The following is a 25376-nucleotide window of genomic DNA, read 5'->3' on the forward strand; positions in this document are numbered from 1 at the left end:
ATGCGTGATTTCATCTGCCCGAAATGCGGTCAGCAGCTCGCGTTCGAGAACTCGGTGTGCCTGTCGTGCGGCAGCCCGTTGGGTTTCAGCGTCAACCGGCGGGCGCTGGTGATCATCGGCGAGCCCGGTCGACACGGTGAGCCCGGCCATCCGCAGGGGGTGGTGGATGCCGAGGAATTCCAGCTGTGCGCCAATCTGCATATCGCGCGCTGTAATTGGCTGGTGCGGGTACGGCCGGGGGAGGACGGCAGCACCGCACTGTGCGATTCCTGCCGATTGACCAGGACCAGACCCAACGATGACGACGCCGAGGGCCTGGCCGGTTTCGCCGATGCGGAAGCGGCCAAGCGGCGGCTGATCCTGCAACTGGTCGAACTCGGACTGCCCATCGTCGGCCGCGATACCGATCCGGCGGCCGGGCTGGCCTTCGACCTGCTGTCCAGTGCCAACGACCACGTCGTCACCGGTCACGCCGACGGGCTGATCACCCTCGACCTCGCCGAGGCCGACGATCCGCACCGCGAACAGCTCCGCATCGAGATGGACGAGCCCTACCGCACCCTGCTCGGCCACTTCCGCCACGAGATCGGCCACTACTACTTCCCGATCCTCGTGCCCGACGACACTTCCCTCGATCGTTTCCGCACCCTCTTCGGCGACCCACACACCGACTACCAGGCCGCCCTGGACCGCCACTATTCCGACGGCGCCCCACCCGGCTGGGAATCCGATTACGTCTCCTCCTACGCCACCATGCACCCCGCCGAGGACTGGGCCGAAACCTTCGCCCACTACCTGCACATCCGCGACACTCTCGACACCGCCGCGGCCTTCGCCTTCGCCCCCGCCGGCGCCACCATGGACCGCCCGCAAACCGGCCGAGCCGGGTTCGACCGCATCATCGACCTCTGGATCCCCCTGTCCTGGTCCCTCAATATGCTCAACCGCTCCATGGGCCACCCCGACCTGTACCCCTTCGTCTTGGCCGGCCCCGTACTGGAAAAGATGCGCCTGGTCCACGACCTCTGCGGCGCCACAGCCCCTACTGATACCGGCCGACCCTGAGCCGCCAACAGCCCAACACAGACCCCACCCACCAGCGAGCGGCACTTGGCAGCGGCATTCCGCGAGAAGACATGACGTTGAGGCGTCACTTGTGGCCGCTGCAAGTCGACGTATCACTGCATCAGTGCTCTCGTTCTACGATTTCTCTTTTGACCGAACCTCTTCGGCCTCGTACTATGGTTTAGTTCACGCTGACGGGGACAAGTTCGTAAAGCGAGATGCATCAAGGGGGCTGTTCGAAAATGAATCGTACGCTGACGATTGGATCCGGGCATCGGCGACGGATCGGCCTATTGGTATCTTCTATCTTCACCGCTATGGCTGGGTTGACTGCGATGGCGAATCCTGTAATTGCAAATGCAGACGCGGGAAGTTGTGAACTCAAAGTGCACAAAGTGCATCAGTCGAAAGGTTCGCCCGGGCTGATGGATGTCAAAGGAAGCCTAGTGTGCGCGGGGGAGGTGGATCGTGCTGACGTCCTTATCTATTACGCAAAATTCGACGGATCGAACTGGATTAGAGTCGAAAGTAGCGTCGTTCAACGAACCGTGCACTACCCAAATCCGGGCAAGAAGTACACTGTCATGTCTCAGAACGGAACCCCTTGTGTGCCCGGGGTGTATCGTGGCATGGCTCAGGGACTTCTCACGGTTGATGGTAAGACGACCAAGAACTACCAGAACGGGTATGGGCCCGAGTCGCACGTGGAGTGCTGATCAGTAGGTCTGGATGAGGATGAGTGGGAGACGTCGGGATGGACGAGTTTGATCAGGTAATGGATGGACTGCATTCCTGGCTCGTGGATGAGTTCGGCAAAGATGGGTTATTCCTGGTTGACAAAGATGTGAACGTCATAGTGGCGGTTCCACGTGTCATGGGTTCTCCGTTCACGCTCACGCGAACTGATGATGGTATTCGAGTCGACCTAGGGCTGAGTGTCTCTCTGCTTATTGCGCGCGACGATCCATTCTCAATTGCTGATATCCAAGATCCGCTGAGTTCGATAATCACTACTGGAGTTCTACTGTCGGTTCCCGTCAGGCCATTCGGTGACCCGATAATTCGTTACTCGATCGAATACGAGAATGGCTCTTTAAGTTCAAAGGTTCCCGGTCATGAATACGTTGAATTCATGATCAATGGGTGGAAATTGCATCGTTCGGCACCCTGAGTTACTGCCGGCCAGCGGGCTGTGCACAGCGCTGAAGCGGTGAACGCAGGTGTCAGCGGGATCATGGACAGGTGTGTGGATGAGCGAGCCCTGGACGCGCGATGTTCAAGGCTCGCTCTGCGGTTCTAGCGGCGGTCGACCCTCCCCTTGCCAGTGCGGCGGTGGATATATCCCACTCAGCCGGGCTGCTGTCCGGCGACTTCGCGGAGCCGCCGGGTTGTGCGGCGGCCACGGCGAAGTCGGTGGCCCGTCGTCGGTCCTCACCGCCTCGACGCTGCCCTGCGCGCGCTGATCGTATAGGTGGCGCCCGCTTCCACATCCCTTGCCGCCCTCCTGGGAGGCTGGGTGACACATCGGTAGGAACATCTCCGGACCGGTGCGAACTAGGCGCGGAGGCGTTCGCGGCGGAGTTGATCCACCTCGGGGAGGTCCAGTGGATCGAGGGAGTCGATGCCGAGGGCGCGAGTGAGGATGAGGTCGGCGAGTTCGGGATTGCGGGCGAGGGCGGGGCCGTGCATGTAGGTGCCGATGACCGAGCCCTGGACGACGCCCTCGAGGCCGTCGCCGACGCCATTGCCCACGCCACGGGTGACGCGGGCCAGGCCGGTGGCGTCCGGGCCGAGTGAGGTTCCGCCGCGGTGGTTTTCGAAGCCGGTGAGCGGTGCGGACAGGCCGGGGACGAGTGGGGTGGTGATCACCTCGCCGATGGCGCGTGTGTCCTGGGGCGAGGTGGTGGCGTCGAGGAGGCCGACGCCGTCGACGCGTTCGCCGGTGGAGGTTTCATACCATTGGCCGAGGACCTGGATCGCGGCGCAGATCGCCAGGACCGGTGCGCCTTTCGCGGCGGCCTGTTGTAGGCCGGGATAGCGCTGGAGGTGGCGGGTGGCGAGCCGCTGCGCGGAATCCTCCGCACCGCCGAGGGTGTAGATGTCGAGCGAGTCCGGCACCGGATCGGACAGGGTGATCTCCACGATCTCGGCGTCGTGGCCGCGCATGCGCAGCCGCTGCCGCAGCACCAGCGCATTGCCGCCGTCGCCGTAGGTGCCCATCACATCCGGCAGGACCAGACCGATCCGCACGGTCGATTCACTCATCGAAGTCCCTTTCACCGCGCGTCGAGTTCGCGGTTCAGATCACGGAAGGCGGTGTAGTTCGCCAGCACCTCGACCCGTCCGGCGGGGCAGGAGGCGATGGCGCGCAATGGATCCGCGATGGTGGTGTGCTCGACCCCGGCGTAGGTGAGCCGGACCGCGAGATCGGTGGCGCGCTCACCGGCGGCGACGACCTGCACCCCCTCGAAATGCTCGAACCGCACATCCCACAACCAGGACAGATCCTCACCGTCGGGCACCTGCCCGTTGACGGCGATCACCAACCCGGCCGCATCGTGATCGATCATGGACAGCGCTTCCTGCCAACCGGCCGGATTCTTCGCCAGCAGCAGCCGCGCCGCATGCTCACCGAACTGAACGGTCCGGTAGCGGCCAGCGATCTCGCGGACCGTGCCCGCCGCCGCTGTGGCCTGGGCGGCGTCGGCGCCGAGCGCCACCGCGGCGGCCACCGCTTGCGCCGCGTTACCGCGATTGGCCCGTCCCGGCAGCGCCAACCGCAGTTCGGCGGTGAATTCGTCGGGGCCGCGCAACTTTTCGCCGTCGAGCCACCATTCCGGTTGCGGGCGCTGGAAATCGGCGCCGGTGCTGCGCCAGTGCTCGCCCTCCCAGACGATCGGCTCACCGCTGCGCGGGCAGCTGGTGGCGTCCATCGCCCAGCCGCTGCCCGCGGCCACCCACACGACGTTCGGGTGGTCGTAGGCGATGGAGGTGATCAGCACATCGTCGCAGTTGGCGATCACGATGGTGTCGGGGTGCCGGGCCAGGCCCGCGCGCAGTCTGCGTTCGATCATGTTGATCTCGCCGACCCGGTCGAGCTGATCGCGGCTGAGGTTGAGCAACACCACCGCGGCCGGGTTCAACGCATCGGTGACGTGCGGCAGGTGCAGTTCGTCGACCTCGATGGCGGCCAGCTCGGCGGTCCGGTCGACGCTCAGCGCCGCCACGATGCCCGCGTCCATATTGGCGCCGTCGGCCTGGGTGGCGACGGTACCGAGGGTGCTCAGCGCCGCCGTCGTCATCCTGGTGGTGGTCGACTTGCCGTTGGTGCCGGTGACCAGCACCGTCCGCCGTCCGCGCCCCAGCTGATCCATGATGGTCGGATCGATTTTCAGGGCGATCAGCCCACCGATCATCGACCCTTTGCCGCGACCGGCCTTCTGCGAGGCCCACGACGCCGCCGCGGCTGCCCGCAGCGCGATCCGCCCGCGCACCGATATGTCTGCCACGCCGCGAGTCTATGTTCGCCGCGCGATGCGGGCCGGATCAGGTCGGGGAGTCGTTGTAGAGCTTGCGCGTGTAGTTGGCCGCCGAATAGTAGGCCTCCAGGTCTTCGACGCTTTCGGTGATCCCGGTCTGCACCTCTTTGACCAGCCTGGCCGGGCTGGGCAGGGTGTCGACGGGCCAGTTGTCCGGCTCCCAGAGATGGCTGCGCATGAACGCCTTGGCGCAGTGGAAGAAGATCTGCTCGATGGCGACCTCGACGGCCAGGATCGGCCGGTGCCCGCGCACCACCATGTCCTCGAAGTACGGGGCGTCGCGGATGAGCCGGGCCCGGCCGTTGACGCGCAGGGTCTCGCGGCGGCCCGGGATCATGAACAGCAGTCCGACGTGCGGGTTGGCCAGGATATTGAGGTAGCCGTCGGCGCGGCGGTTACCCGGACGTTCCGGGATGGCGATGGTGGTGTCGTCGAGGACCTTGACGAATCCGGCCGGATCGCCCTTCGGGGAGGCGTCACAGTTGCCGTCGGCGTCGCTGGTGCACATCACCAGGAACGGGGTGAGCGAGATCCACTCCCGGTCGCGCGGGTGCAGGGCGACGCGTTCCTTGCTGACCGCACGCGGCATCACGGCGCCGAGCAGTTCCCTGAGTTCGGCGGGATCGGATATCTCAGGGGTGTTTTCGCTCATATCGACGATTGAAACACCGGGCGCGGCGTCCGGCGAACCCGTTTTGTCCGTGTGCCGGAGTCGGATCGATCACCTTCTAGATGTCGATATCGAACAGATTCGATTCGCCTCTGGCGTAGCGATCGGCATCCACCTGACGCAGCGGTTCCAGCTCCGGCGAGCGGTACAGCGTGAAGGTGCGACAGCGCGGTGCATCGGACCCGGTTACGTCGAGCAGGGCGTTGACGGCGGCGCGCGCCGATTCGGACGCACCTTCCATGGTGGCGAGGTCGATGTTGGTACGCACGTAGTCACCGGCGAGGAACAGGTTCTCCAGCGCGCCGTGCGACTGCGGACGCGAATCCCATGAACCGGCGGTATTGATGAGCAGCGGGTCGGCGTTGACGTTGCGGCGCTGTTCGGCCTGCCAGGTGATGCCGGGGTCGAGGAACCAGGAGTGCAGGTCGGCGTCGCGCAGGACCTCGCCGCGGTCGTTGAGATGGGCGGTGATCTGCGCCCAGGTCTCGCGGGCGATCTCCTCGTGGGTGCATTCCTTGGCCGGTTTGCCGTACAGGATGCCGGGGGCGTTCCAGTTGGAGATGTCCACCGACAGACAGTCGGCGACCGTGCCGTCGCCGAACTCGGGAAGTTTGCGGCTCCAGAGCCGGTTCTGGCTGATCGAGGTGATCGCCCACGGTGAATCGATATAGGCCGCGTGGCCGGTGACGATATCGGGTGAGGTGCGCAGATAGAACTGGATGCCGTTCATCCAGTCGGTGTGCAGATTGTCCATGGCGGCCAATTCGGGGCGGATCGCGCGGATATCCGGTGACCAGAGCGTGCGCGCGCGTTCGGCGGGCAGCGCGACCACATAGTGGTCGGCGTCGACGGTGCGGGCGGCGCCGGTGCCGTCGACGATCCTGGCGCCGCTGATCCGCCGGTCCCGCACGTCGAGTCCGCGCACCTCGGCGCCGAGTTCGAAACGGACGCCAAGCGCACGTAGCCGAACCACCCACGGATCGATCCACGCCTCGTTGGTCGGCCCGTTCAGCACCCGGTCCAGATCACCGTCATTGCCGATCTCGAGTGGATTGCCGAGGAACTGCTCGCCCATATTGCCGATGGTGCGTGCACTGGCCATATCTTCCTTGGCGGCCACCAGCAGACTGGTGAGTGTGCGTGAGAGCAGGGCGCGGAATTCGTGCGAACGCTGGTGGCCGCGAACGAAATCACGCCAGGACATGTGTTCCCACTGGCCGAAGCGGCGGGCATCGCAACTGGTGAAGAACACCAGCAGCCGGTTGGCGAAGAAGGCGCCTTCGGCGGGCGGCATCCGCAGCGCGGTCGCGATGGACGCGCCCATGGTCTCCCGGAACGCCTGCGGGGTGGCGGTGGCCAGATGCGCGGCGCCGAGCGGCAGCCGGAAATCGTCGCCGTCGCGGCGCGCGAACCGTGCTTGCGGCGCGGCGACCAGGTTGTTCCATACGCCATCCGGATTGGCGCTGAACGGGATTCGCCGCATGGTGTCGGGAATGTGGTGATAGAAACCCGGAAAGAAGCGGAACCCGTGCTCGCCCGGCAGATCCGGCCGTCCACCGGTACCTGTGCCCGGCACCGGAATGCTGCGTGCCTTGCCGCCGAGGGCCCGTCGCTCGTAGACGGTCACCTGGAATCCGCGTTCGGCCAGCTCATGCGCCGCCGTCAGCCCCGCGACGCCACCACCGAACACGGCAACGCGCCCGCCTGGACCACCGCTGGCAGATCCCGCGCCCAACGCCCCCGCCGATACCGCACCGACCCCCGCCGCGACCGCACCGCGAAGAACCACCCGCCGCGATACGGTCCACTGTTGTTTCGCCATGCGCCGCTCTGCTGCCTAGCTTCCAGGACCTCATTGATTTCCGACCACTGTAAGCGCACGCCCATGGGGCTGATGTGCGGGTTACACAAACCAGCTGCGTGATCGGTGCCCGGTGCTGTGCCGCGGTCGACGGTCCGACCACCGGTGCGCGTGGATCAGGCGCCGAAAGTTCGACCCGGACCGAGCTTTCGGTGCGACCGCAGAGCCGACCGGCCCGCCACGGGATCGACGGGTGGTCTCGCGGTACGAATCAGGGCTGGAGGTTCAGGGTGGTCGGCTGCTGCGGAGACTGGCCGACCAGCGTGTCCGCCGTCGCCTGATCCTGGGTGGCCAGGGTGTCCGCCGCCGTTTTCAGCGATTCCGCCATCTCGGCGAGATGCTTTTCCAGCATCGTCCGGCGATCGTCGAGGTAGGTGGTGAACCGCGCGAAGGCGGGCACCGCATCCTCTTTCCATGCCTCATGGCTATCGGCTATGGATTGATCGGCCTCGCGTAAGGCGGTGCCGGAATCGTTGAACAACACGTCGAGCCGTCCGGCCGCCGCATGCAGGACCTCGGGATCGACAGCGACCTGATCAGCCATGATGCCCCCTGGCTACTGGAAAACGGTAGTTGCCGCTACCATACCCGCAGACGTAGACGGCACATACAGTCTGGGGGGACGCCGAATTCATGTTGCTTCCCGATATTCGCTGGTGGAACGAACTCGCCCTGGAGATGCTCGAGACGTCGCTGTCGCGGCGGATCAGCACCGTGGAGGACGTCAACAAACAGCTCGCCGATATCGGCAAGCTCCCCGGCTGGGAAGGTGATGCCGCCGACGCCGCCCGCCGACGGTTCGCCGATACCGCGGATCAGCTGACCGATGAAGCCGCCGCACTCGGCGCGGTCCGAGCGCTGACGACCCAGACCCGCGCGGCCGTCAAGCATCTGAAGCAGACGCTGGCGACGATCGACCGCAGGGCCACCGAGGCCGGGCTCGAGGTCTGGGACCACGGTCACGTCACCATCGCGGACAGACCCGACGCACCCGACCCCGCCTCCGTGGAGGCGCTGCGACTCGAGTTGATCGACGCCGCCCGCGCCGTCATGCGGCAAGCCGACGACATCAATGCCGATGCCGCGGCCGTATTGGCCAGAGCCGCCAACGGCGAGATCACCGATAACGGCGCCACCGACATCGTCGCGGCTTCCACCACCGGCGCCGCCCAGGGCGGTCTGACCGCACCAGCCCCACCGGAGAACGCCACACCACAGCAGAACAACGCCTACTGGGCCGCCATGGACGATCAGCAGCGCCGCGAAATCATCGAACAGCATCCGGCGTGGATCGGAAACCGCGACGGCATCCCGTCGATGGCACGCCACGAGGCGAACATCAACCGGATCGATGACGAGCGGGCACGGCTGACCAGGGAACGCGACCGGCTGAAAGAGGAACTGAAAGACGATCCGGGACCGCCGAAGAACCCCAACGCGCCGATCCCGAATGCGGACGAGAAGGCCGAACTCGCCCGGATCGAAGCGAAGCTGACCGACCTCGATTCGCTCGAGCGCACACTGGACAAACATCCCCTCGACCCGGGAAACCCCGATACCGGTGCACGACTTCTGTTGTTGGACATGGAATCGGGGGATAAGGGTATGGCCGCGATCGCGATCGGGGATCCTGATAACGCCGATCATGTGTCGGTGACCGTGCCAGGGGTGTCGACGACGATGCCGTCATTGGGCGGAATGGCCGACGAAGCGGTCGCGGTCCAGCGTGAGGCGGATAAGCAGTTGTCGTTGAGCGGCCGCCCTGATGAGCGGGTCGCAACAATCGCCTGGCTCGGATACGAGCCGCCACCCGACATCGGACTCGATGCGGCTCGTACCGGCCGAGCCGAAGCAGGGGCACCCAAGCTGGCGAGCTTCTTCGAAGGGTTGGACGCGTCCTCCAACAAGCCTGATCCGCACATCACGGCGCTGGGTCACTCTTATGGTTCGTACACGACCGCCCTGGCGCTCCAGGAACTCGGACCGAACAACCCGGTCGACGACGCGGTGTTCTACGGATCGCCAGGTATCAATGCCGATGACGAGAGCGATCTCAATCTCGGACAAGGCCGCGGGTTCGTCATGCGCGCGCCCGACGACCCGATCAGTCTGGCCGACCACTACGGAGTGTTCGGCCCCGACCCGGTGACAACGAAGCTGGAACAGATCTCGGTCGCCGAGGCCACCACGAGTGATGGCGTTCGCCGGGAGGACTCCAACGGTCACAGCGAATACCCGCGGCCGAGCGGCAATGGTGAGCTGCGCACTGCCGGATACAACATGGCGGTCATCGTTGCGGGTTTGCCGCATCTGGCGGTGCGGTGACATGGTGGCCAAGGGTTGCGCGGGAACGCTGATGTCGATCGTCGTGATGGTCGTGCTCAGCGGATGCGGCAGCCGACTCGACGATCCCGATCACCCACCCACTCCCGACGAAATCGCCCACGCCGAAGCGATGCTGCGGAATCTGCCGTCGGTTCAAGACACCGAACACCAGCTCTTCGCCCTCATCCAGCAGATAGCCGCAGGCGCCGAGACCGTGGCGCCCGAACTCGACTGGGAAGTGAAGGTCGACCGCGGCCAGAACACGCTCGGTTGCCCGGGTCCGTACTCGAAAACCAACGGTGTGTCGATGGCGACCGACAGCAGTTACTCGTCGACGCCGATCACAGATGACCGATGGCCCGAAGTCCTGCGCGTCTCCCGTGACCTCGCCGCACAACACGGCATCACAACCCTGACGGTCCGCGCCGACGAACCCGGACACCACGACATCACCCTGCACTCGCCCGACCACGGCAACGAAATCACCATCGGTACTCGCGAAGCCGCCCTCATCACCGGCCTCACCGGCTGCCGCCTCCGCACCGAAGACCTTCCGACCCCCGCCGCGAAATAGCGCCCGCGAGTAGCACCTCAGTGCGGAGCCCTCTCGTGAAATGCCGCTGGTTCGCCGATGTCGCTCGAACGGCTGCGGGTGCTGCGTGAATTCGCCGACCGCGGCACTGTCGCCGCCACCGCGACCGCGCGATCACGGAGATGGCGCACTACCGGGGCTCGCCACGGGGCCGGGTGCGGGTGGCGGTGTTCCCGTCCGGCGGCGCGCTGCTACTGCCGCGGGTCCTGCCCGCGCTCGCGGACAGCGGTGTCGAGGTCATCGCCCGCGACGAGGACGTCCCGCCGAGCGAAACCCATCGTCTGCTCGCCGATTACGACATCGTCCTCACCCACCGCGACGAACGCGCCGCGCCCCTGGCCGGGCCGGGCCGCGCATCGCCTCGAGGGTGCTGATGCGCGAGCCCATCGACGTGGTGGTCGCGCCGACCCATCGGCTGGCGGGGCGCACATCGGTCACCCCGGCGGAGTTGGCCGAGGAGAGCTGGTTGAGCGTTCGCGGCGGGTTTCCGGTGGACGACGTGCTGCGCTCGATCGCCACCGGTGTCGAACCACGAATAGCGCAGCGCCTCAACGAATTCCGCATGATCGAGACATTGGTGGCGACCGGCTACGGCGTCGCGCTGATGCCGCGCCACGCCGTCACCCATCCAGAGCTGTCGGTGCTGCGACTGTCCGGTGTCCGGGCCGCACGCTTGTACGAGATCGCCACCAGGCCACGCGCGCCGGAGCGTCCGGCGATTGCCACGGTCCTGGACGCCTTCATCGCCGCGGCCGCTGAGATCTCGAACTGATCCGGTGCGGAATGCCAGGCCACTGTGGGTCATCGTCGGTTCGGTAGCGAACGCGGCGCGGCGGATTCGCGAGCCGAACCCGTCGTGGCGCCGGAATCCGCAGACCTTACCACCGCCTGGGTGCGGGTGGCACTCGGTCGCCGCCGCGTGCGCCGTGCGGTCGGCTCGATCAGCGCCCGTACGGTTGCTGCCCGGCCGCGTACCCGAAGTCGTCGGCGACCATGGCCGCCAATTCCAGCAGCGCCCGCCGCGTCGGCTTGCTCACCAGCTCCAGATCGATCTCCGCGCCTTCGGCGAGGTGGTCGTCGAACGGCACCACCTGCACCGCGCGGGTGCGGTCGAGGAACAGTTTGCGCAGCTGATCGATATCGACCGAAGAGGCGCCGCGCCGGGAGGCGTTGACCACCACGACGGTTCGCTCCACCAGCTTGCTGTAGCCGTGGTGGTCGAGCCAGTCGAGGGTGGCCGAGGCGCTGCGTGCGCCGTCGATCGCCGGTGAGGTCACCAGCACCAGCGAGCTGGCCATATCGAGCACACCCGACATTGCCGAATGCATCAGGCCGGTACCGCAGTCGGTCAGGATGATGTTGTAGAACGACTGGAGGATGCCGATCGCCTTGCGGTAATCGGCCTCGCTGAACGCTTCCGAAACCGCCGGATCCTGTTCACTGGCCAGCACTTCCAGCCTGCTCGGTGCCTGCGAGGTATGCGCGCGGACATCGGAGTACCTGGTGATGTGCTGATCTTCGAGCAGGTTGCGGACCGTGGAACGGGTCTGGCGCGGCACCCGATGGGCGAGCGTGCCGAGGTCGGGGTTGGCGTCGATGGCGATGACCCGGTCACCGCGAGCCGAGGCGAACGTGGATCCGATGCCGACGGTCGTGGTGGTCTTACCGACACCACCCTTCAGCGACAGGATCGCGATCCGGTAATCGCCGCGCACCGGCTGGTTGACGCGCTCGATCAGATCGGCGTGCACGACATCGGCGGCGGATTCACCCGGGTTGATGATGCCGCGCGAGGCCTTGTGCACCGCCCGGCGCCACCCGCTGCGCGGGGCCTTACGCGCCCGCTTCAGCAGGTTCAGGTCGTTGACCGAATGTCCTGGCTGTCCGGGCTGCGGCATGTGCTGCGGTACGAACGGCTGCTGCTGGGGCTGCCCCTGCTGTCCCTGCGGTGCGCCGCCTTGCCAGTCCGGCGTCTGGTACTGCCCCGTTGACGGACCACCACCCATACCGGCGGACGCGGAGTGCTGCGGCTGTTGGTAGCTCTGCTGCTGCGGTGCGATCGGCGGCGGGGCCCAGCTGTTGATGGCGCCGCCGTGCGGGTCGCCACCGTCGGGCGTCGGCTGATGGTGATTCGACTGCTCGGGTGTCTGCGGCGGAGCCTGGAACTGCTCACCGGGCGGCGCGTATCCACCCTGAGCGAACTGTCCACGACCGGCGTCGGAGAACTGTCCCGGCTGCTCGAACTGACCCGGACCCGGCGGCTGCGTGAACTGCCCGGAAACGTGCTGCTGCTCGAACTGGCCGGGAGCCTGCTGCTCGAACTGGCCGTGGTTCGGTGCCTGCTCGAACTGGTTCGGGTTCGGCTGATGGTCGAACTGTCCCGGCGCGGGTGGCTCGAACTGGCCGGGAACCGGCTGCTCGGGGAACTGCCCCGGACCCGGCGCGAACTGGCCGGGCCCCGACGGATCGAACGGACCCGACGGCGCGAACGGACCGCCCGGCGGCGCGAACGAACCTTGTTCAGGGAATTGTCCGGGAGGCGCGAATGACGTACCGGTGTCGGGGAACTGGCCGGAGCCCTGTTCGGGGAACTGGCCCGGCTGCGCGAACTGACCGCTGGTGTGCGGTGCGAACGAGCCCTGATCCGGGAACTGATTCGGCGGCGCGAAGGAACCCTGCTCCGGGAATTGCCCCGGCGGCGCGAACGAACCCTGCTGTTCGGAGAACTGGTTCGGCGGCGCGAACGAACCCTGTTCGGGGAACTGTCCGGGAGGTGCGAACGACGCACCCGTATCAGGGAACTGACCCGGCACCGCGAACTGACCACTGGTATGTGGCGCGGCCTGCTCGGGGGATTGGCCGGGGACCGCGAACTGGCCGCTCGTATGCGGCGCGAACTGTTCGGGGGATTGGCCGGGCACTGCGAACTGGCCGCTGGTGTGCGGCGCGAATGGCTCGGACGCCGAAGCACCCGATCCGGCGAACTGGTCCGCACCCACCGGCGGCTCGTTCACCGAATACACCGACGTCACATCGGCAGGTCCTACGCCACTGCCCGATTCGGTTTCGGGCGTATCGTCCGCCGGGTTCGCATCGGCGGCCGCGGACGGTTCGGACCCATCGGCATCGTTGTTCGGCTGCTGGGGTGCGTCGGACTCGGTGGCGATTCCGGCACCCTCCGCCGGATGACTTTGCAGCCAGGGCGGAGAAGTCGGGTTGTCGTTGTCTGTCACAGTTCCCCCATCTGCTCGGGCATTTCGAGCAGAGAGCTCGGTGGCTGAAGTGCGGCTTCACGCTAGCAGGTGAGTCAGCGCCCGTGCATGCCGTGGCTTACCGGGTCGGGAACACGGCAGCGCGGTCCGGACCGGCACAGAGCCGTCCGGACCGCGCCGGTGAATGCTCAGCTCGCCCGGTTGACCGCGGAAACCACGGCGCGCAGCGAGGCGGTGGTGATGGAGGTGGCGATGCCGACACCCCAGACGATCCTGTCGCCGATCGCACATTCCACATAGGCCGCGGCCTGTGCGTCGTCACCGGCGGACATGGCGTGCTCGGAGTAGTCGAGGACCTCCACATCGAACCCGACGGTCGCGATCGCGTCGACGAACGCCGCGAGCGGACCGTTGCCGGTGCCGGTGACCTCCTGCTCGACGCCGTCGACCTTCACCGTCGCGGTGATGGCGTCGGTGCCGCCGTCGGTCTCGGACGCGGTGACCTTCTGCTTGATCCGCTCCAGCGGGCGGATCGGGTTGAGGTATTCAGTGGAGAAGACGTCCCACATCTCCTTGGGCGTCACCTCGCCGCCCTCACCGTCGGTGATCTGCTGGATCGCCTGCGAGAACTCGATTTGCAGCCGCCGCGGCAGCGCCAGCCCGTGATCGGTCTTCATGATGTAGGCGACGCCGCCCTTACCGGACTGCGAGTTCACCCGGATCACCGCTTCGTAGGTGCGGCCGACGTCCTTGGGGTCGATCGGCAGGTACGGCACCTCCCAGACGATGTCGTCGACATCGGCACCGGCCGAGTCCGCGGTCACCTTCATCGCGTCCAGGCCCTTGTTGATGGCGTCCTGGTGGCTGCCGGAGAAAGCGGTGTAGACCAGATCGCCGCCGTAGGGATGGCGTTCGTGCACGGGCAGCTGGTTGCAGTATTCGACCGTGCGGCGGATCTCGTCGATATCGGAGAAGTTGATCTGCGGGTCCACGCCGCGGGAGAACAGGTTCATGCCGAGGGTGACCAGGCAGACGTTGCCGGTGCGCTCACCGTTGCCGAACAGGCAGCCCTCGATACGGTCGGCACCGGCCTGATAGCCCAGCTCGGCGGCCGCGACGGCGGTGCCGCGGTCGTTGTGCGGATGCAGCGACAGCACGATCGAATCGCGCCGGGCCAGATTGCGGTGCATCCATTCGATGGAATCGGCGTAGACATTCGGCGTCGCCATCTCGACGGTGGCGGGCAGGTTGATGATCAGCGGCCGCTGCGGGGTGGGCGCGATGATCTCCGAAACCGCATCACAGACCTGCTTGGCGTACTCCAGCTCGGTGCCGGTGTAGGACTCCGGGCTGTATTCGTAGCGCCAGGCGGTGTCGGGGTGCTTCTTCTCGGTCTCCAGGCACAGCTTCGCCGCATCGGTGGCGATCTTCTGCACCGCGTCGCGGTCGGCGCGGAACACCACCCGTCGTTGCAGGATGGAGGTGGAGTTGTAGAAGTGCACGATGACGTTCGGCGCGCCCGAGCAGGCCTCGAAGGTGCGCTCGATCAGTTCGGGGCGGCACTGGGTCAGCACCTGGATGGTGACATCGTCGGGGATGGCGCCATCGGTGATGATCTCGCGGACGAAATCGAAATCGGTCTGGCTGGCCGAGGGGAAGCCGACCTCGATCTCCTTGTAACCCATCCGCACCAGCAGATCGAACATGCGGCGTTTGCGGGCGGGGCTCATCGGGTCGATCAGGGCCTGGTTGCCGTCGCGCAGATCGACCGCGCACCAGGCGGGCGCCCGATCGATGACCTTGTCCGGCCAGGTGCGATCGGGCAGCGTGATCGGCTCGACCTCCTCGGCGAACGGGCGGTACCGGAAGGTCGCCATGGAGGAGTTCTTCTGCTGGTTCCACGCGGGCTGATCGGCGGGCGCGGGTTTGGACGGCGCGGTGATGGTGCGCGTGCCGGATACGAAGGCGTCAGCGGGTGACATGCGATTCTCCGTGGGTGTGGGGGTGTGTTCCCGATAGCGGGTCGACCGGCGCGGCAGAACCCCGCGACGGGAGGCCGGTCCGATCAGACCCCGTCGCGGCGGCCGAGAAGAAGTGCCCGCTGCATGATGGCGGCCAGTTTACCGCGCCCGGATTCGTCGGCCAAAGGCCGGTACCGATAGCGTCGCTGACCGTGAGCGCTTGTACGGACCACCGCGGTCCGACGGGACGTGAGGATCGTGGATGACATTGTGGGAACAGCTGGCCGTGTTCGCGGCCGGTGTGGCCGCGGGCGGAATCAATACCATCGTCGGATCGGGCACCCTGATCACCTTTCCGGTGCTGCTTGCCATCGGCTATCCGCCGGTGACGGCGAATGTGTCCAATACCGTCGGGCTGGTGCCCGGCTCGGTGAGCGGGGTGATCGGCTATCGGCGTGAGCTGGCCGGGCAGGGGCCGCGGTTGCTGCGGCTCGGGGTGGCCTCGCTGCTCGGCGCGATCACCGGCGCCGTGGCCCTGCTGACCATGCCGGAGCAGGCGTTCAAGGCCATCGTTCCGGTGTTGATCATCGCGGCGCTGGTGCTTGTGGTGGTGCAACCGCGGCTGGCGGCCTGGGTGCGCAGTCGCCGCGACGCCGATACCGCGCCCGAACACGGCGGGCCGGTGCTGTTCGGCTCGATCTATGCGACCGGGATCTACGGCGGTTATTTCGGCGCCGCCCAGGGTGTGCTGCTGATCGGGCTGCTCGGTGTGTTCGTGCACGACGAGTTGCAGCGGCTCAACGCGGTCAAGAACATGCTCGCACTGTTGGTGAACGCGGTGTCGGCGGCCATCTTCATCGTCGTCGCCGATATCGCCTGGGAGGCCGTCGTGCTGATCGCGGCGGGCTCCATCATCGGTGGGCAACTCGGCGCTCGCGTGGGTCGCAAGCTCTCGCCGACGGTGCTGCGGGCGGTGATCGTCGTCGTCGGCACGGTCGCCGTGGTGCGTCTGCTGACCAGCTGAGCACGCCTCGCGCAGGCGGGCTCGGGTAACGCCAGCGGTGGTGAACGAGATCTGTTCAATAACGGCGAATGCCGGTAATCTCCGTCGGGCCGCGCGCGTGAATATGGAGGTGGCGGAAGTGGATAGGCGTGCCTTCCTCGAGGCGGTGGGTGCGGCGACATTGCTGGGGGTCCTCGGATCGACGGCCGGTGCGGCCACGGCGGGTGCCGATCCGATCTGGGATGAGCTGTTCCGTGAATGGGTGCCGGAGATCTTCGCGCCGCTACCGGATCCGGCCGAGCATTCGCCTGCCATCGTCATCGGATCCGGATTCGGCGCGGCCGTCGCGGCTCTGCGGCTGGCCCAGGCCGGGGTGGTCACCACGGTGCTCGAGCGGGGTTCGCGCTGGCCCAATGATCCGTGGCGGGAAGTCTTCACCGGCGATGATCTGCCCGATGGTCGCGGTTTCTGGCATCGCACCTCGTTCACCGGCGTGACGAAGGTGCCGATGCGGTTCGCGGATTTCGGCGGGGTGCTCGACGTCACCGAATATCCGGGCATCGATGTGTGGCGTGCGGCCGCGGTCGGCGGCGGCTCGATCGTGTTCAGCGGCGCGATGATCGCGCCCGAGCGCGCGCTGTTCGATCATGTCTTCGGCGGTGTCGTCGATTACGGCGAACTCGATCGCGTCTACTTCCCGCGCGTGCGGCAGATGCTGCGTTTGGATGCGATGCCCGCCGATATCTACCAGTCGGCGCCGTTCACCCATGCGCGCGCCTGGGACGATCAGGTCCGTAAGGCCGGATATCAGCCGGTGCCCAATGATTCGATCTTCAACTGGAACATCCTGCGCGATGAACTCGCCGGTCGCAGCCGGCCATCGGCGACCGTGGCCCGCAGCAATCTCGGCAACTCCAACGGCGCGAAGTTCGCACTCGACCAGAACTATCTGCGCTACGCCGAGGACACCGGACGGTGCGCGATCTTCCCCGGCCATCGAGTCGACGCCATCGCACAGGAGCCGGGCGGACGATATTCGGTCACCGTGACGAAACTGTCCCCGACCGGGGATGTCCTGCGTACCCGCACCCTGACCTGCGATCAGCTCTTCCTCGGCGCTGGCTCGATCGGCAGCACCGAACTGCTGGTCCGGGCCCAGGCCACCGGTGCGTTGCCGAATCTCAACGAACACATCGGCGCGGGCTGGGGCACCAACGGTGATGTGGTGCTGGCCCGCGGCGCCAGCGAGGTCGCGGGCTTCGGCCAGGGCGTGCCGAGCGCCAGCCGGATCTTCGACGATTCCACGGTGCCGCTCACCCTGGAGAACTGGTACATCCCCGGCATTCCGTTCGAAACCGGGGCGCTGGCCTCCCTCGGCATGGTGCTCGATCCGACCCGCGCGCGCATGGGCTACGACCGCGGCTCCGATTCGGTGGGGCTGACCTGGTCGACCAGCAATCGGGATCAGACGGTGGCCACCGCGCGCGCCGTCGATCAGAAGATCGCCGAACGGGCCGGTGCGCTGGTCGAATACAGCGCCCTCGGCTACGACGCCAACGCCCTGTTCACCGCGCATCCGCTGGGTGGTGCGGTACTCGGCCGCGCCACCGACGGCTACGGCCGGGTGCACGGTCATCCCGGTCTGTACGTCATGGACGGCGCGGCGATCCCCGGTAGCACCGCGACGGTGAATCCCTCGCTCACCATCACCGCGCTCGCCGAACGCAATATCGAGGCCATCATCCGCGCCGGACGGTGAGCTGTCGGCGGCGGCACACCGGAACGAAGCGAAAACCAGCGTCGAATGCCCGCCCGGTATTACCGTCGGCTGGGTCGTTCGGCATCGAAGGGATCCTCACGTGGCAGTAGCGTCGCCCACCGGTTATGGCCTGGACGGGGCGCCCGAACCGGACGATTTCCCGCGTAAGCCGCCCACCCTGTGGATGGATTTCGTGATGCTCGGGCTCGCCATCGTCTCGGTGGTGCTGGTCTGCTGGATCACCTTCTTCGAGGTGTCCGAGCAGACCTACCGGACCATCGTGATCACCGACTTCAGCATCTGCGCGATCTTCGCCGTCGAATTCCTCTGGCGGTGGCGCCGGGCGGGCTGGCCGTGGACCTTCCCGTTCGTCTACTGGTACGAAGTGCTCGGCATGATCCCGGTGACCACCCCGTGGCTGCGTGGTTTCCGGCTGCTGCGGATCGTGGTGATCCTGGTGCGGTTGGCCCGCGTGGCCGACCGGGTGTTCGGCGACCGGGTCACCGCCGCGGTGATCAATCGTTCGGTCGGCACCATCGTGGAGACGATCAAACAGCCCGTGACCATGGCCGTGCTCGACGAGGTCGCGCACGCCCTGCGGGCGGGCCACTACACCCAGAACATCGCCGCCGCACTGGAGGAGAATCGCAAGGAACTCGACGATATGATCGTCGAGTTGATCAAGAACGATCCACAGGCGGGCCGGGTCCGCTATCTGCCGTTCCACGACGACATCATCCGGCTGGTCGCCGACACCGTCTTCCGTATTCTGTTCCAGTTCCTCGATGATCCGCGTACCGATGAGCTCGTCTCGGATCTGTTGCGGGAGAACATCGATCAGATCCGCGACGCGCTGCGCAACGGTGTGAAGGTGCCGCCATCGGCCTACGGCCCCACCCCACTGGAACGCACTGTGCGCCACCACTTCCCGCGCTGAGCGCCGGGCCTATTCGGCGGCGGCGTGCCGGATCTGGTCCCGCACACCCGCGTGCCGGACGGTCTCCCAGCCGATCAGTGCGGCCAGTACGACGAACAGCATGATCAGCGCGGCGAGGGCCGGAACCGCTGCGGCCAGGGGAGCAAGCGCGATCAGCGCGACCACCGTGACGATGCGCGCCGTGGACAGATTGCCGGTCGCATACTGTTTGAACCCGATCAGCCCGATGAGATAGATCGCCACGCCGCCGTACAGGGCGCCGAGCGGAATCCCGTACAGGGCGTCGTGCAGCGTGTGATGGGATTCGTCGCCGACGTAGTACAGCACCTTCTTGAGCCCGAGCGACAGGCCGATGATCCCGGCGATCATCGGGAAATGCCAGTACATGTAGCACATCTGGGCGATCTTGATCTGCCGTGTGCCGGTCGCACGCTGTAGGGCGTGTTCCACGGTGAGCGCGGCGACGTCGAAATAGGCCCACCACAGCAGACCGGAGATGGCGAGGCCGAGCATCGAGGCGAGGGTGATCGGCCAGGAGATGGGCAGCCCGGAGACTCCGATGCCGATGGAGACGATGGATTCACCCAGCGCGACGATGATGATCAGCCCGTACCGCTCGGAATAGTGACTGGCCGAGGCGAGCCGCCATTCGGCGCCCGCGAATCGTGTCCACACCCAATCGCCCGCGATCGCGGCGAGCCACAGGGCGATCTGCACCCGGCCCTCGGTGAGTGCCGCGACCACGAGCAGCGTGGTGCCGAGGGTGATCGAGCCGACCGCCCAGCGCAGGAGCTGCCCGCGCAACTGGGTGTCACCGGCGCTCACCAGCCACATCATCACCAGGTGGACGAGTCGGACCACCAGGTAGGCGATGGCGAACACCAGCGGTCCGAACCAGCCGCCCGCCAGATCGTCGAAGGCCTCGGGGATGGTGAGCGCGGCGATGAACGCACCGCCCATGGCGACGAACATGGCGATCCGCGCGATGCCCTCATCCGCGCGGACCAGATTGCCCAGCCAGGAGTAGGAGATCCACAGCCACCACATCAGGGCCAGGCACAGCAGCGCGCGCAGCAGGTTCTTCGCCGTGGTCTCTTCCGCGGCCAGGTCGGTGACCATCGTGAACGCGAAGACCAGGACCAGGTCGAAGAACAGCTCGAGCTGCGTCACCGAAGAACCCTCGGCCATCGGTCGCAGCCGTGCTCGTGTGGATCCGATCATGGATCACATCGTGGCAGCTCATCGGCTGCCGCACCCGCCGGACAGGCGGGTTCATTCCTCATGCGGTTTGAAACGTTTCCGTTTCGGGAAATCGTTCGGCGAACTCGATGAAGGTCTGCACCATCGCCTCGTTCGCGCGGCGCACGGAGCGCTTGAGCAGGAAGCCGGGAACGGGAATGGGCAGGTACAGCTCGGTGTGGTACCAGACGTGGGTGCCCTCATCGGTCTCGGTCACCTCGAAGAAGCCGCCGCCCTTCACCCCGCGGGTGCTGTCGACGACCTCCCAGGAGGAGCGGTCGACCTCCCAGTCGTATTCGAGGACCTGGAGGTCGTTGCTGCCCATCATTTCCGCCTTGACGAAAACCCGGCGCGGTCTGCCCTCGTCATCACGGGTGGCCACGCGCGCATCGGTGTAGGACGACGACCAATCCGGAAGCATTTCCACTGCCGCCAATGCATCCATGACCTGCGCGGGGTCGGTGTCGACGACGAATCGGATATCGGTCTTCGTACGCATGTCTTACCTCCGCACCCCCGCATTACCAACGCGCCGATTGTCTCCGGCGGCACAGTGATCGTCAACACTGCGCCTACGGTCGCGTAGGTAGCTATACGGTTGGTCGGCGGCCGATTCAGGCCTGCGTCGTGACCGAAATGTGAGGATCAGTTCGAGCCCGGTGGCTCTACCGTCGCATCGGGTCCCGGGTACACCAGCGACTCGTGTCCATCCTCGAAACGCACGATGTACGGGGGTGAACCGTCCGGTCCTCGCACCTCGACGATCTCGCCGAGATGATCATGGTCGCCCACGATGTGACCGTGCACATGGAGCCGATCTCCGACGTTCGCCATCATGGCTCCCATTATCGGGGACAGTGGTGCACATCACAACCCGTTCGGTTCTGCTATGGCGCGCGCGACGGCGGTCTCGATCAGGTGGCGGCTCTGCTCCGCGGTGAAGATCTCGGGCAGGGTGAGCCGGTCCACGATCAGCCAGTTCAGGGCCAGGTAGAGCAGTAGCACCGTGTCCTCGTCGCCGGGCATGCCCGAATCGATGTGGTTGCGGACGTTGTATTCGATATCGGCGCGAACCCGTTCGGTGAGTACCTTGCGCAATTCCGGCCGCCGGGTCGCCTCCAGGCGCAGTTCCAGTAGGGCGAGGGAGCCGGTGCGGAACGTTTCGAGCCGGTCGACGACGTCGGTCATCAACTCGGTGACCGTCTCCCTGGTCCGCGGTCCGCCGAGTTTGGCCATCATCGCCGGGCTCGGCTCCAGTCGTTCATAGAACCGGCTGCCGGTCTGGGTCAGCAGATCGTCGCGGTTGGCGAAATAGTTCGACGCCGTCCCCGCCGGGACGCCCGCCTCCTTGTCCACTGCGCGAAAGGTCAGCCCGCGCGCTCCCTCGCGGGCGAGGACTTCGATCGCCGCGTCGACCAGCGCTTGCCGACGTTCGGGGTTGGTCCGCACTTGACACCACTCCATTCGTAGTACTACGTTGAAATCACTACAAACAGAGTACAACACATCGGGTGGTGCAGATGCGAAAGCTTGTCTACTACGTTGCCGTCTCACTGGACGGATACATCGCGGGTCCGGGCGGTGAGTTCGACTTCTATCCGGGCAGCGATGAGTACACCGAATGGATGTGCGCCGAGTTCCCGGACTCGATACCGAGCGATATTCGGCCGCATATCGGGATGCCGGTGGATACGCCGAACAAGCACTGGGACATGGTGCTGATGGGTCGTAGTACCTATGAAGTCGGCGTGCGCAACCCCTTTCCGCCCATGAAGCAGTACGTCATTTCCAGCACCCTCGAGGGCGCCGATCCTGCCGTAGAGGTGGTCTCCGGTGATCCGGGCGCTCTTGTGCGGGAGCTGAAGCGAGCCGACGGTCTCGACATCTGGCTCTGCGGCGGCGCCACACTCGCCGGCGCGCTGCTCGACGAGATCGACGAGTTGATCATCAAGAGCTACCCGGTCGTCGCGGGCTCAGGCATCGCAGCCTTCACCGACGCGTTCAATCCGACCCTGTTCGTCCCCACCGAGCGCAAGAACTTCGACAGCGGAAACCAGGTCACCTGGTACTCGCGCGCCTGAATCGGCCACCGACACACGCTGAACTCTCCGAGAAAGCAGGACCCCCTATGCGAAAGCTCGTCTACTACGTCGGCATGACCCTCGACGGCTACATCGCCGGCCCGGACGGCGGCATCGAATTCTTTCCGCTCCCACCGGACTTCACCGAATGGATCGGCGCCGACTACCCGGAAACCCTCCCGACGCACGCCCAGCCCCATTTCGGTGTCGCGCCCGGCACGCCGAACAAGAACTTCGACACCCTGGTGATGGGCCGCGGCACCTACGAACCCGGCCTCGCCGTCGGCATCACCAGCCCGTACTCGCATATGCGTCAGTACGTCGTCTCCACGACGCTCGAGCGGATCGAGGACCCGGCCGTCGAACTGGTGTCGTCCGATCCGGTGGCGCTGGTGCGCCGGCTGAAGCAGGAGGACGGTATGGACATCTGGCTGGCGGGCGGCGGCAAACTCGCGGGCGCACTCATCGACGAGATCGACGAACTGATCATCAAGAGCTATCCGGTATCGGCAGGCGCCGGAATCCGTGCGTTCGACGGCCCGTTCCGCCCGACGCTGTTCACGCCGAGCAAGCGCCGGGAGTTCAGTAACGGCACGCAGGTCACCTGGCTCACCCGGGCCTGAACCGGCTGGTCGAACAGGCCGGTCACCGGCGGCAATAGCCCGTCGGCATCGATATCAAACGAGATCCGGTGCCGTTGTGTCCTTTTCCACAGGCTCGGAGGTAGCCCCGAAATGCCTGGATCAGGGCCGGTACGCTGAAGCACTGGAATCAGCTTGTTTGTCGATCTGGGAGGACCCTGACGTGGCTCTCGTTGTTCAGAAGTACGGAGGATCGTCGGTCTCCTCGGCCGAACGCATCCGGCGCGTCGCTGAACGGATCGTCGAAACGAAGAAGCAGGGGCACGAGGTGGTCGTGGTCTGCTCGGCAATGGGCGATACGACCGACGAGCTGCTGGATCTGGCCCAGCAGGTCTCCCCGGAGCCGCCGGCCCGCGAGATGGACATGCTGCTCACTTCGGGTGAGCGCATCTCCAATGCCCTGGTCGCGATGGCAATCCACACGCTCGGCGAGCAGGCGCGCTCGTTCACCGGCTCCCAGGCGGGTGTCATCACCACCGGCGCGCACGGTAAGGCCAAGATCATCGACGTCACGCCGGGTCGGCTCCGGGAAGCGCTCGACGAGGGACTGATCGTTCTCGTCGCGGGCTTCCAGGGCGTGAGCCAGGACAGCAAGGACGTCACCACCCTCGGTCGCGGCGGCTCCGACACCACCGCCGTCGCATTGGCCGCGGCGCTGAAGGCCGATGTCTGCGAGATCTACACCGATGTCGACGGCGTGTTCACCGCCGACCCGCGGATCGTCTCGGACGCGCAGAAGCTCGAGCAGGTCTCCTATGAGGAGATGCTGGAGATGGCCGCGTGCGGATCGAAAGTCTTGATGCTGCGTTGTGTGGAGTACGCGCGGCGCTACAACGTGCCCGTGCATGTGCGCTCGTCGTACACCGACAAGGTGGGCACCACCGTTTACGGATCGATGGAGGACATCCCGATGGAGCAGGCAATCCTGACCGGCGTTGCGCACGATCGCAGCGAGGCCAAGGTGACTGTCGTCGGCCTGCCGGACGAACCGGGCTACGCCGCCAAGGTGTTCCGGGCGGTCGCCGACGCGGAAATCAATATCGACATGGTGTTGCAGAACGTCTCCGAAGTGGAGACCGGCAAGACCGACATCACCTTCACCCTGCCCAAGAGCGAACTCGTGCGCGCGGTGCAGATCCTGGCCGAGCGTAAGGCTGAGATCGGCTTCTCCGAGGTGCGCTTCGATGAGAACATCGGCAAGGTCTCGCTGGTCGGCGCCGGAATGAAGAGCCATCCCGGCGTCACGGCGACGTTCTGCGAATCGCTGGCCGAGGCCGGAGTGAACATCGACCTGATCTCCACCTCGGAGATCCGCATCTCCGTGCTGGTCGCGGAATCCCAGCTCGACGAGGCGGTCAAGGTGCTGCACCGGGCATTCGACCTCGGTGGCGACGAGGTCGCCGTCGTGCACGCGGGAACGGGGCGCTGATCATGGGAGTACGGGTAGGTGTCGTCGGCGCGACCGGTCAGGTCGGCGCCGTCATGCGCGCGCTGCTGGAACAGCGGAACTTCCCGGCCGATGAGGTGCGGTTCTTCGCCTCGGCCAGGTCCGCGGGTAAGACGCTGCCCTGGCGCGGCGGCGAGATCGTGGTGGAAGACACCGAGACCGCCGATCCGTCCGGGCTCGATATCGCGCTGTTCTCCGCGGGCGCCACGATGTCGCGGGTGCAGGCGCCGCGCTTCGCCGCCGCCGGTGTGACGGTCATCGACAACTCCTCGGCCTGGCGCAAGGACCCCGAGGTCCCGCTGGTGGTCAGCGAGGTGAACCCGGAGCAGACCCGCAATCTGGTCAAGGGCATCATCGCCAACCCCAACTGCACCACCATGGCCGCGATGCCGGTGCTCAAGCCGCTGCACGATATCGCCGGGTTGCGCAGGCTCATCGTGTCCAGCTACCAGGCGGTGTCCGGTAGCGGTCTCGCCGGTGTGGCGGAGCTGGCCTCACAGGCCCGCGCCGTGATCGACGAGGCGGAGAAGCTCACCCACGACGGGGGTGCGGTCGATTTCCCCGCACCGGACAAGTACGTCGCGCCGATCGCATTCAATGTGCTGCCGCTGGCCGGATCACTGGTCGACGACGGCTCCGGTGAGACCGATGAGGATCAGAAGCTGCGCAACGAGAGCCGCAAGATCCTCGGCCTCCCCGACCTGCTGGTGAGCGGCACCTGTGTGCGGGTTCCGGTGTTCACCGGGCACTCGCTGTCGGTGAATGCCGAGTTCGCCGAACCGCTGTCGGTGGTTCGGGCGCAGGAGATCCTGGCCAAGGCGCCCGGCGTAAAGCTGGTCGACGTTCCGACGCCGTTGCAGGCGGCCGGTGGCGACGAATCGCTCGTCGGCCGGATCCGTCAGGACCCCGGTGTGCCCGACGGCCGCGGTCTCGCGCTGTTCATCTCCGGTGACAATCTGCGTAAGGGCGCCGCGCTCAACACCATTCAGATCGCGGAAGTTCTGCTCGCCGACCGCTGAGTCCGAAACGACGGAGCCCGGCCGC

Annotated in this window: 22 protein-coding genes and 1 pseudogene; 12 read left to right on the forward strand and 11 right to left on the reverse strand. The window is 66.1% G+C overall.

The features are described from left to right. Together QH168_RS13755 and QH168_RS13760 are read left to right on the forward strand one after the other, a co-directional pair. The gene (locus QH168_RS13755) at positions 1 to 1065 is read left to right on the forward strand and encodes a zinc-binding metallopeptidase family protein (RefSeq protein WP_280235013.1); all 1065 of its coding nucleotides are present in this window, start codon (positions 1 to 3) and stop codon (positions 1063 to 1065) included. A 754-nt stretch (positions 1066 to 1819) separates the two neighbouring features. Further along, complete coding sequence (locus tag QH168_RS13760; RefSeq protein WP_280235015.1) at positions 1820 to 2236, forward strand: hypothetical protein; 417 nt, start codon at positions 1820 to 1822, stop codon at positions 2234 to 2236. A 383-nt stretch (positions 2237 to 2619) separates the two neighbouring features. On the opposite strand, the gene QH168_RS13765 is transcribed toward QH168_RS13760, so the two are convergent. The 5 genes from QH168_RS13765 to QH168_RS13785 form a co-directional block, all read right to left on the reverse strand. Next, on the reverse strand, positions 2620 to 3330 hold the full coding sequence (locus QH168_RS13765) for a type 1 glutamine amidotransferase (protein WP_280235017.1): 711 nt from the start codon (positions 3328 to 3330) through the stop codon (positions 2620 to 2622). Positions 3331 to 3341: 11 nt separating this feature from the next. Next, positions 3342 to 4574 carry a Mur ligase family protein gene (locus QH168_RS13770; RefSeq protein WP_280235019.1) on the reverse strand — a complete coding sequence of 411 codons (1233 nt, stop codon included), beginning with the start codon at positions 4572 to 4574 and terminating at the stop codon, positions 3342 to 3344. Positions 4575 to 4611: 37 nt separating this feature from the next. Next, complete coding sequence (locus QH168_RS13775) at positions 4612 to 5256, reverse strand: pyridoxamine 5'-phosphate oxidase family protein (protein WP_280235020.1); 645 nt, start codon at positions 5254 to 5256, stop codon at positions 4612 to 4614. Between the two features lie 76 nt (positions 5257 to 5332). After that, complete coding sequence (locus QH168_RS13780; protein ID WP_280235021.1) at positions 5333 to 7096, reverse strand: hydroxysqualene dehydroxylase; 1764 nt, start codon at positions 7094 to 7096, stop codon at positions 5333 to 5335. 250 nt (positions 7097 to 7346) lie between these two features. Beyond that, the gene (locus QH168_RS13785; protein WP_280235022.1) at positions 7347 to 7679 is read right to left on the reverse strand and encodes a WXG100 family type VII secretion target; all 333 of its coding nucleotides are present in this window, start codon (positions 7677 to 7679) and stop codon (positions 7347 to 7349) included. An 89-nt stretch (positions 7680 to 7768) separates the two neighbouring features. Here QH168_RS13785 and QH168_RS13790 point away from each other — a divergent pair, with 89 nt between their 5' ends. The 3 genes and pseudogenes from QH168_RS13790 to QH168_RS27710 all read left to right on the forward strand — a co-directional run bounded on the left by QH168_RS13790 (position 7769) and on the right by QH168_RS27710 (position 10824). Continuing rightward, positions 7769 to 9460: an alpha/beta hydrolase gene (locus QH168_RS13790; RefSeq protein ID WP_280235023.1), complete on the forward strand. Its 1692-nt coding sequence runs from the start codon at positions 7769 to 7771 to the stop codon at positions 9458 to 9460. Position 9461: 1 nt separating this feature from the next. Further along, positions 9462 to 10034 carry an LppA family lipoprotein gene (locus tag QH168_RS13795; protein WP_280235024.1) on the forward strand — a complete coding sequence of 191 codons (573 nt, stop codon included), beginning with the start codon at positions 9462 to 9464 and terminating at the stop codon, positions 10032 to 10034. Positions 10035 to 10091: 57 nt separating this feature from the next. After that, positions 10092 to 10824, forward strand: a pseudogene (locus QH168_RS27710) (LysR substrate-binding domain-containing protein). A 169-nt stretch (positions 10825 to 10993) separates the two neighbouring features. Here the strand turns inward: QH168_RS27710 and QH168_RS13810 are convergent. After that, the gene (locus tag QH168_RS13810) at positions 10994 to 13285 is read right to left on the reverse strand and encodes a MinD/ParA family ATP-binding protein (RefSeq protein WP_280235027.1); all 2292 of its coding nucleotides are present in this window, start codon (positions 13283 to 13285) and stop codon (positions 10994 to 10996) included. A gap of 167 nt (positions 13286 to 13452) precedes the next feature. After that, positions 13453 to 15246 (reverse strand): 2-isopropylmalate synthase, encoded by a 1794-nt coding sequence (gene leuA, locus QH168_RS13815; protein WP_280235028.1) that lies wholly within the window; start codon positions 15244 to 15246, stop codon positions 13453 to 13455. Positions 15247 to 15487: 241 nt separating this feature from the next. Between leuA and QH168_RS13820 the strand changes: the two genes are divergently transcribed. The 3 genes from QH168_RS13820 (at position 15488) to QH168_RS13830 (ending at position 18924) form a co-directional block, all read left to right on the forward strand. Continuing rightward, positions 15488 to 16249 carry a sulfite exporter TauE/SafE family protein gene (locus QH168_RS13820; RefSeq protein WP_280235029.1) on the forward strand — a complete coding sequence of 254 codons (762 nt, stop codon included), beginning with the start codon at positions 15488 to 15490 and terminating at the stop codon, positions 16247 to 16249. 103 nt (positions 16250 to 16352) lie between these two features. Continuing rightward, a complete protein-coding gene (locus QH168_RS13825) occupies positions 16353 to 17987 on the forward strand; it encodes a GMC oxidoreductase (RefSeq protein ID WP_280235073.1) in 1635 nt (544 codons plus the stop codon). Positions 17988 to 18087: 100 nt separating this feature from the next. Next, complete coding sequence (locus QH168_RS13830) at positions 18088 to 18924, forward strand: ion transporter (protein WP_280235030.1); 837 nt, start codon at positions 18088 to 18090, stop codon at positions 18922 to 18924. A 9-nt stretch (positions 18925 to 18933) separates the two neighbouring features. Here the strand turns inward: QH168_RS13830 and QH168_RS13835 are convergent, their stop codons facing one another. The 4 genes from QH168_RS13835 to QH168_RS13850 all read right to left on the reverse strand — a co-directional run bounded on the left by QH168_RS13835 (position 18934) and on the right by QH168_RS13850 (position 21612). Next, complete coding sequence (locus tag QH168_RS13835) at positions 18934 to 20145, reverse strand: low temperature requirement protein A (RefSeq protein ID WP_280235031.1); 1212 nt, start codon at positions 20143 to 20145, stop codon at positions 18934 to 18936. A gap of 58 nt (positions 20146 to 20203) precedes the next feature. Further along, on the reverse strand, positions 20204 to 20662 hold the full coding sequence (locus QH168_RS13840) for an SRPBCC family protein (RefSeq protein WP_280235032.1): 459 nt from the start codon (positions 20660 to 20662) through the stop codon (positions 20204 to 20206). A 146-nt stretch (positions 20663 to 20808) separates the two neighbouring features. After that, positions 20809 to 21009 carry a DUF1918 domain-containing protein gene (locus tag QH168_RS13845; RefSeq protein WP_432421091.1) on the reverse strand — a complete coding sequence of 67 codons (201 nt, stop codon included), beginning with the start codon at positions 21007 to 21009 and terminating at the stop codon, positions 20809 to 20811. A gap of 21 nt (positions 21010 to 21030) precedes the next feature. Continuing rightward, positions 21031 to 21612: a TetR/AcrR family transcriptional regulator gene (locus tag QH168_RS13850; RefSeq protein WP_432421092.1), complete on the reverse strand. Its 582-nt coding sequence runs from the start codon at positions 21610 to 21612 to the stop codon at positions 21031 to 21033. Between the two features lie 71 nt (positions 21613 to 21683). Here QH168_RS13850 and QH168_RS13855 point away from each other — a divergent pair, with 71 nt between their 5' ends. The 4 genes from QH168_RS13855 to QH168_RS13870 all read left to right on the forward strand — a co-directional run bounded on the left by QH168_RS13855 (position 21684) and on the right by QH168_RS13870 (position 25351). After that, the gene (locus QH168_RS13855; protein WP_280235035.1) at positions 21684 to 22244 is read left to right on the forward strand and encodes a dihydrofolate reductase family protein; all 561 of its coding nucleotides are present in this window, start codon (positions 21684 to 21686) and stop codon (positions 22242 to 22244) included. Positions 22245 to 22291: 47 nt separating this feature from the next. Beyond that, a complete protein-coding gene (locus QH168_RS13860; RefSeq protein WP_280235036.1) occupies positions 22292 to 22867 on the forward strand; it encodes a dihydrofolate reductase family protein in 576 nt (191 codons plus the stop codon). Positions 22868 to 23048: 181 nt separating this feature from the next. Beyond that, positions 23049 to 24314 carry an aspartate kinase gene (locus QH168_RS13865; protein ID WP_280235037.1) on the forward strand — a complete coding sequence of 422 codons (1266 nt, stop codon included), beginning with the start codon at positions 23049 to 23051 and terminating at the stop codon, positions 24312 to 24314. Between the two features lie 2 nt (positions 24315 to 24316). Further along, the gene (locus QH168_RS13870; protein WP_280235039.1) at positions 24317 to 25351 is read left to right on the forward strand and encodes an aspartate-semialdehyde dehydrogenase; all 1035 of its coding nucleotides are present in this window, start codon (positions 24317 to 24319) and stop codon (positions 25349 to 25351) included. Positions 25352 to 25376: the final 25 nt, after the last annotated feature.

The sequence above is a fragment of the Nocardia cyriacigeorgica genome (assembly GCF_029868385.1).
GTDB lineage: Bacteria > Actinomycetota > Actinomycetes > Mycobacteriales > Mycobacteriaceae > Nocardia > Nocardia cyriacigeorgica_F.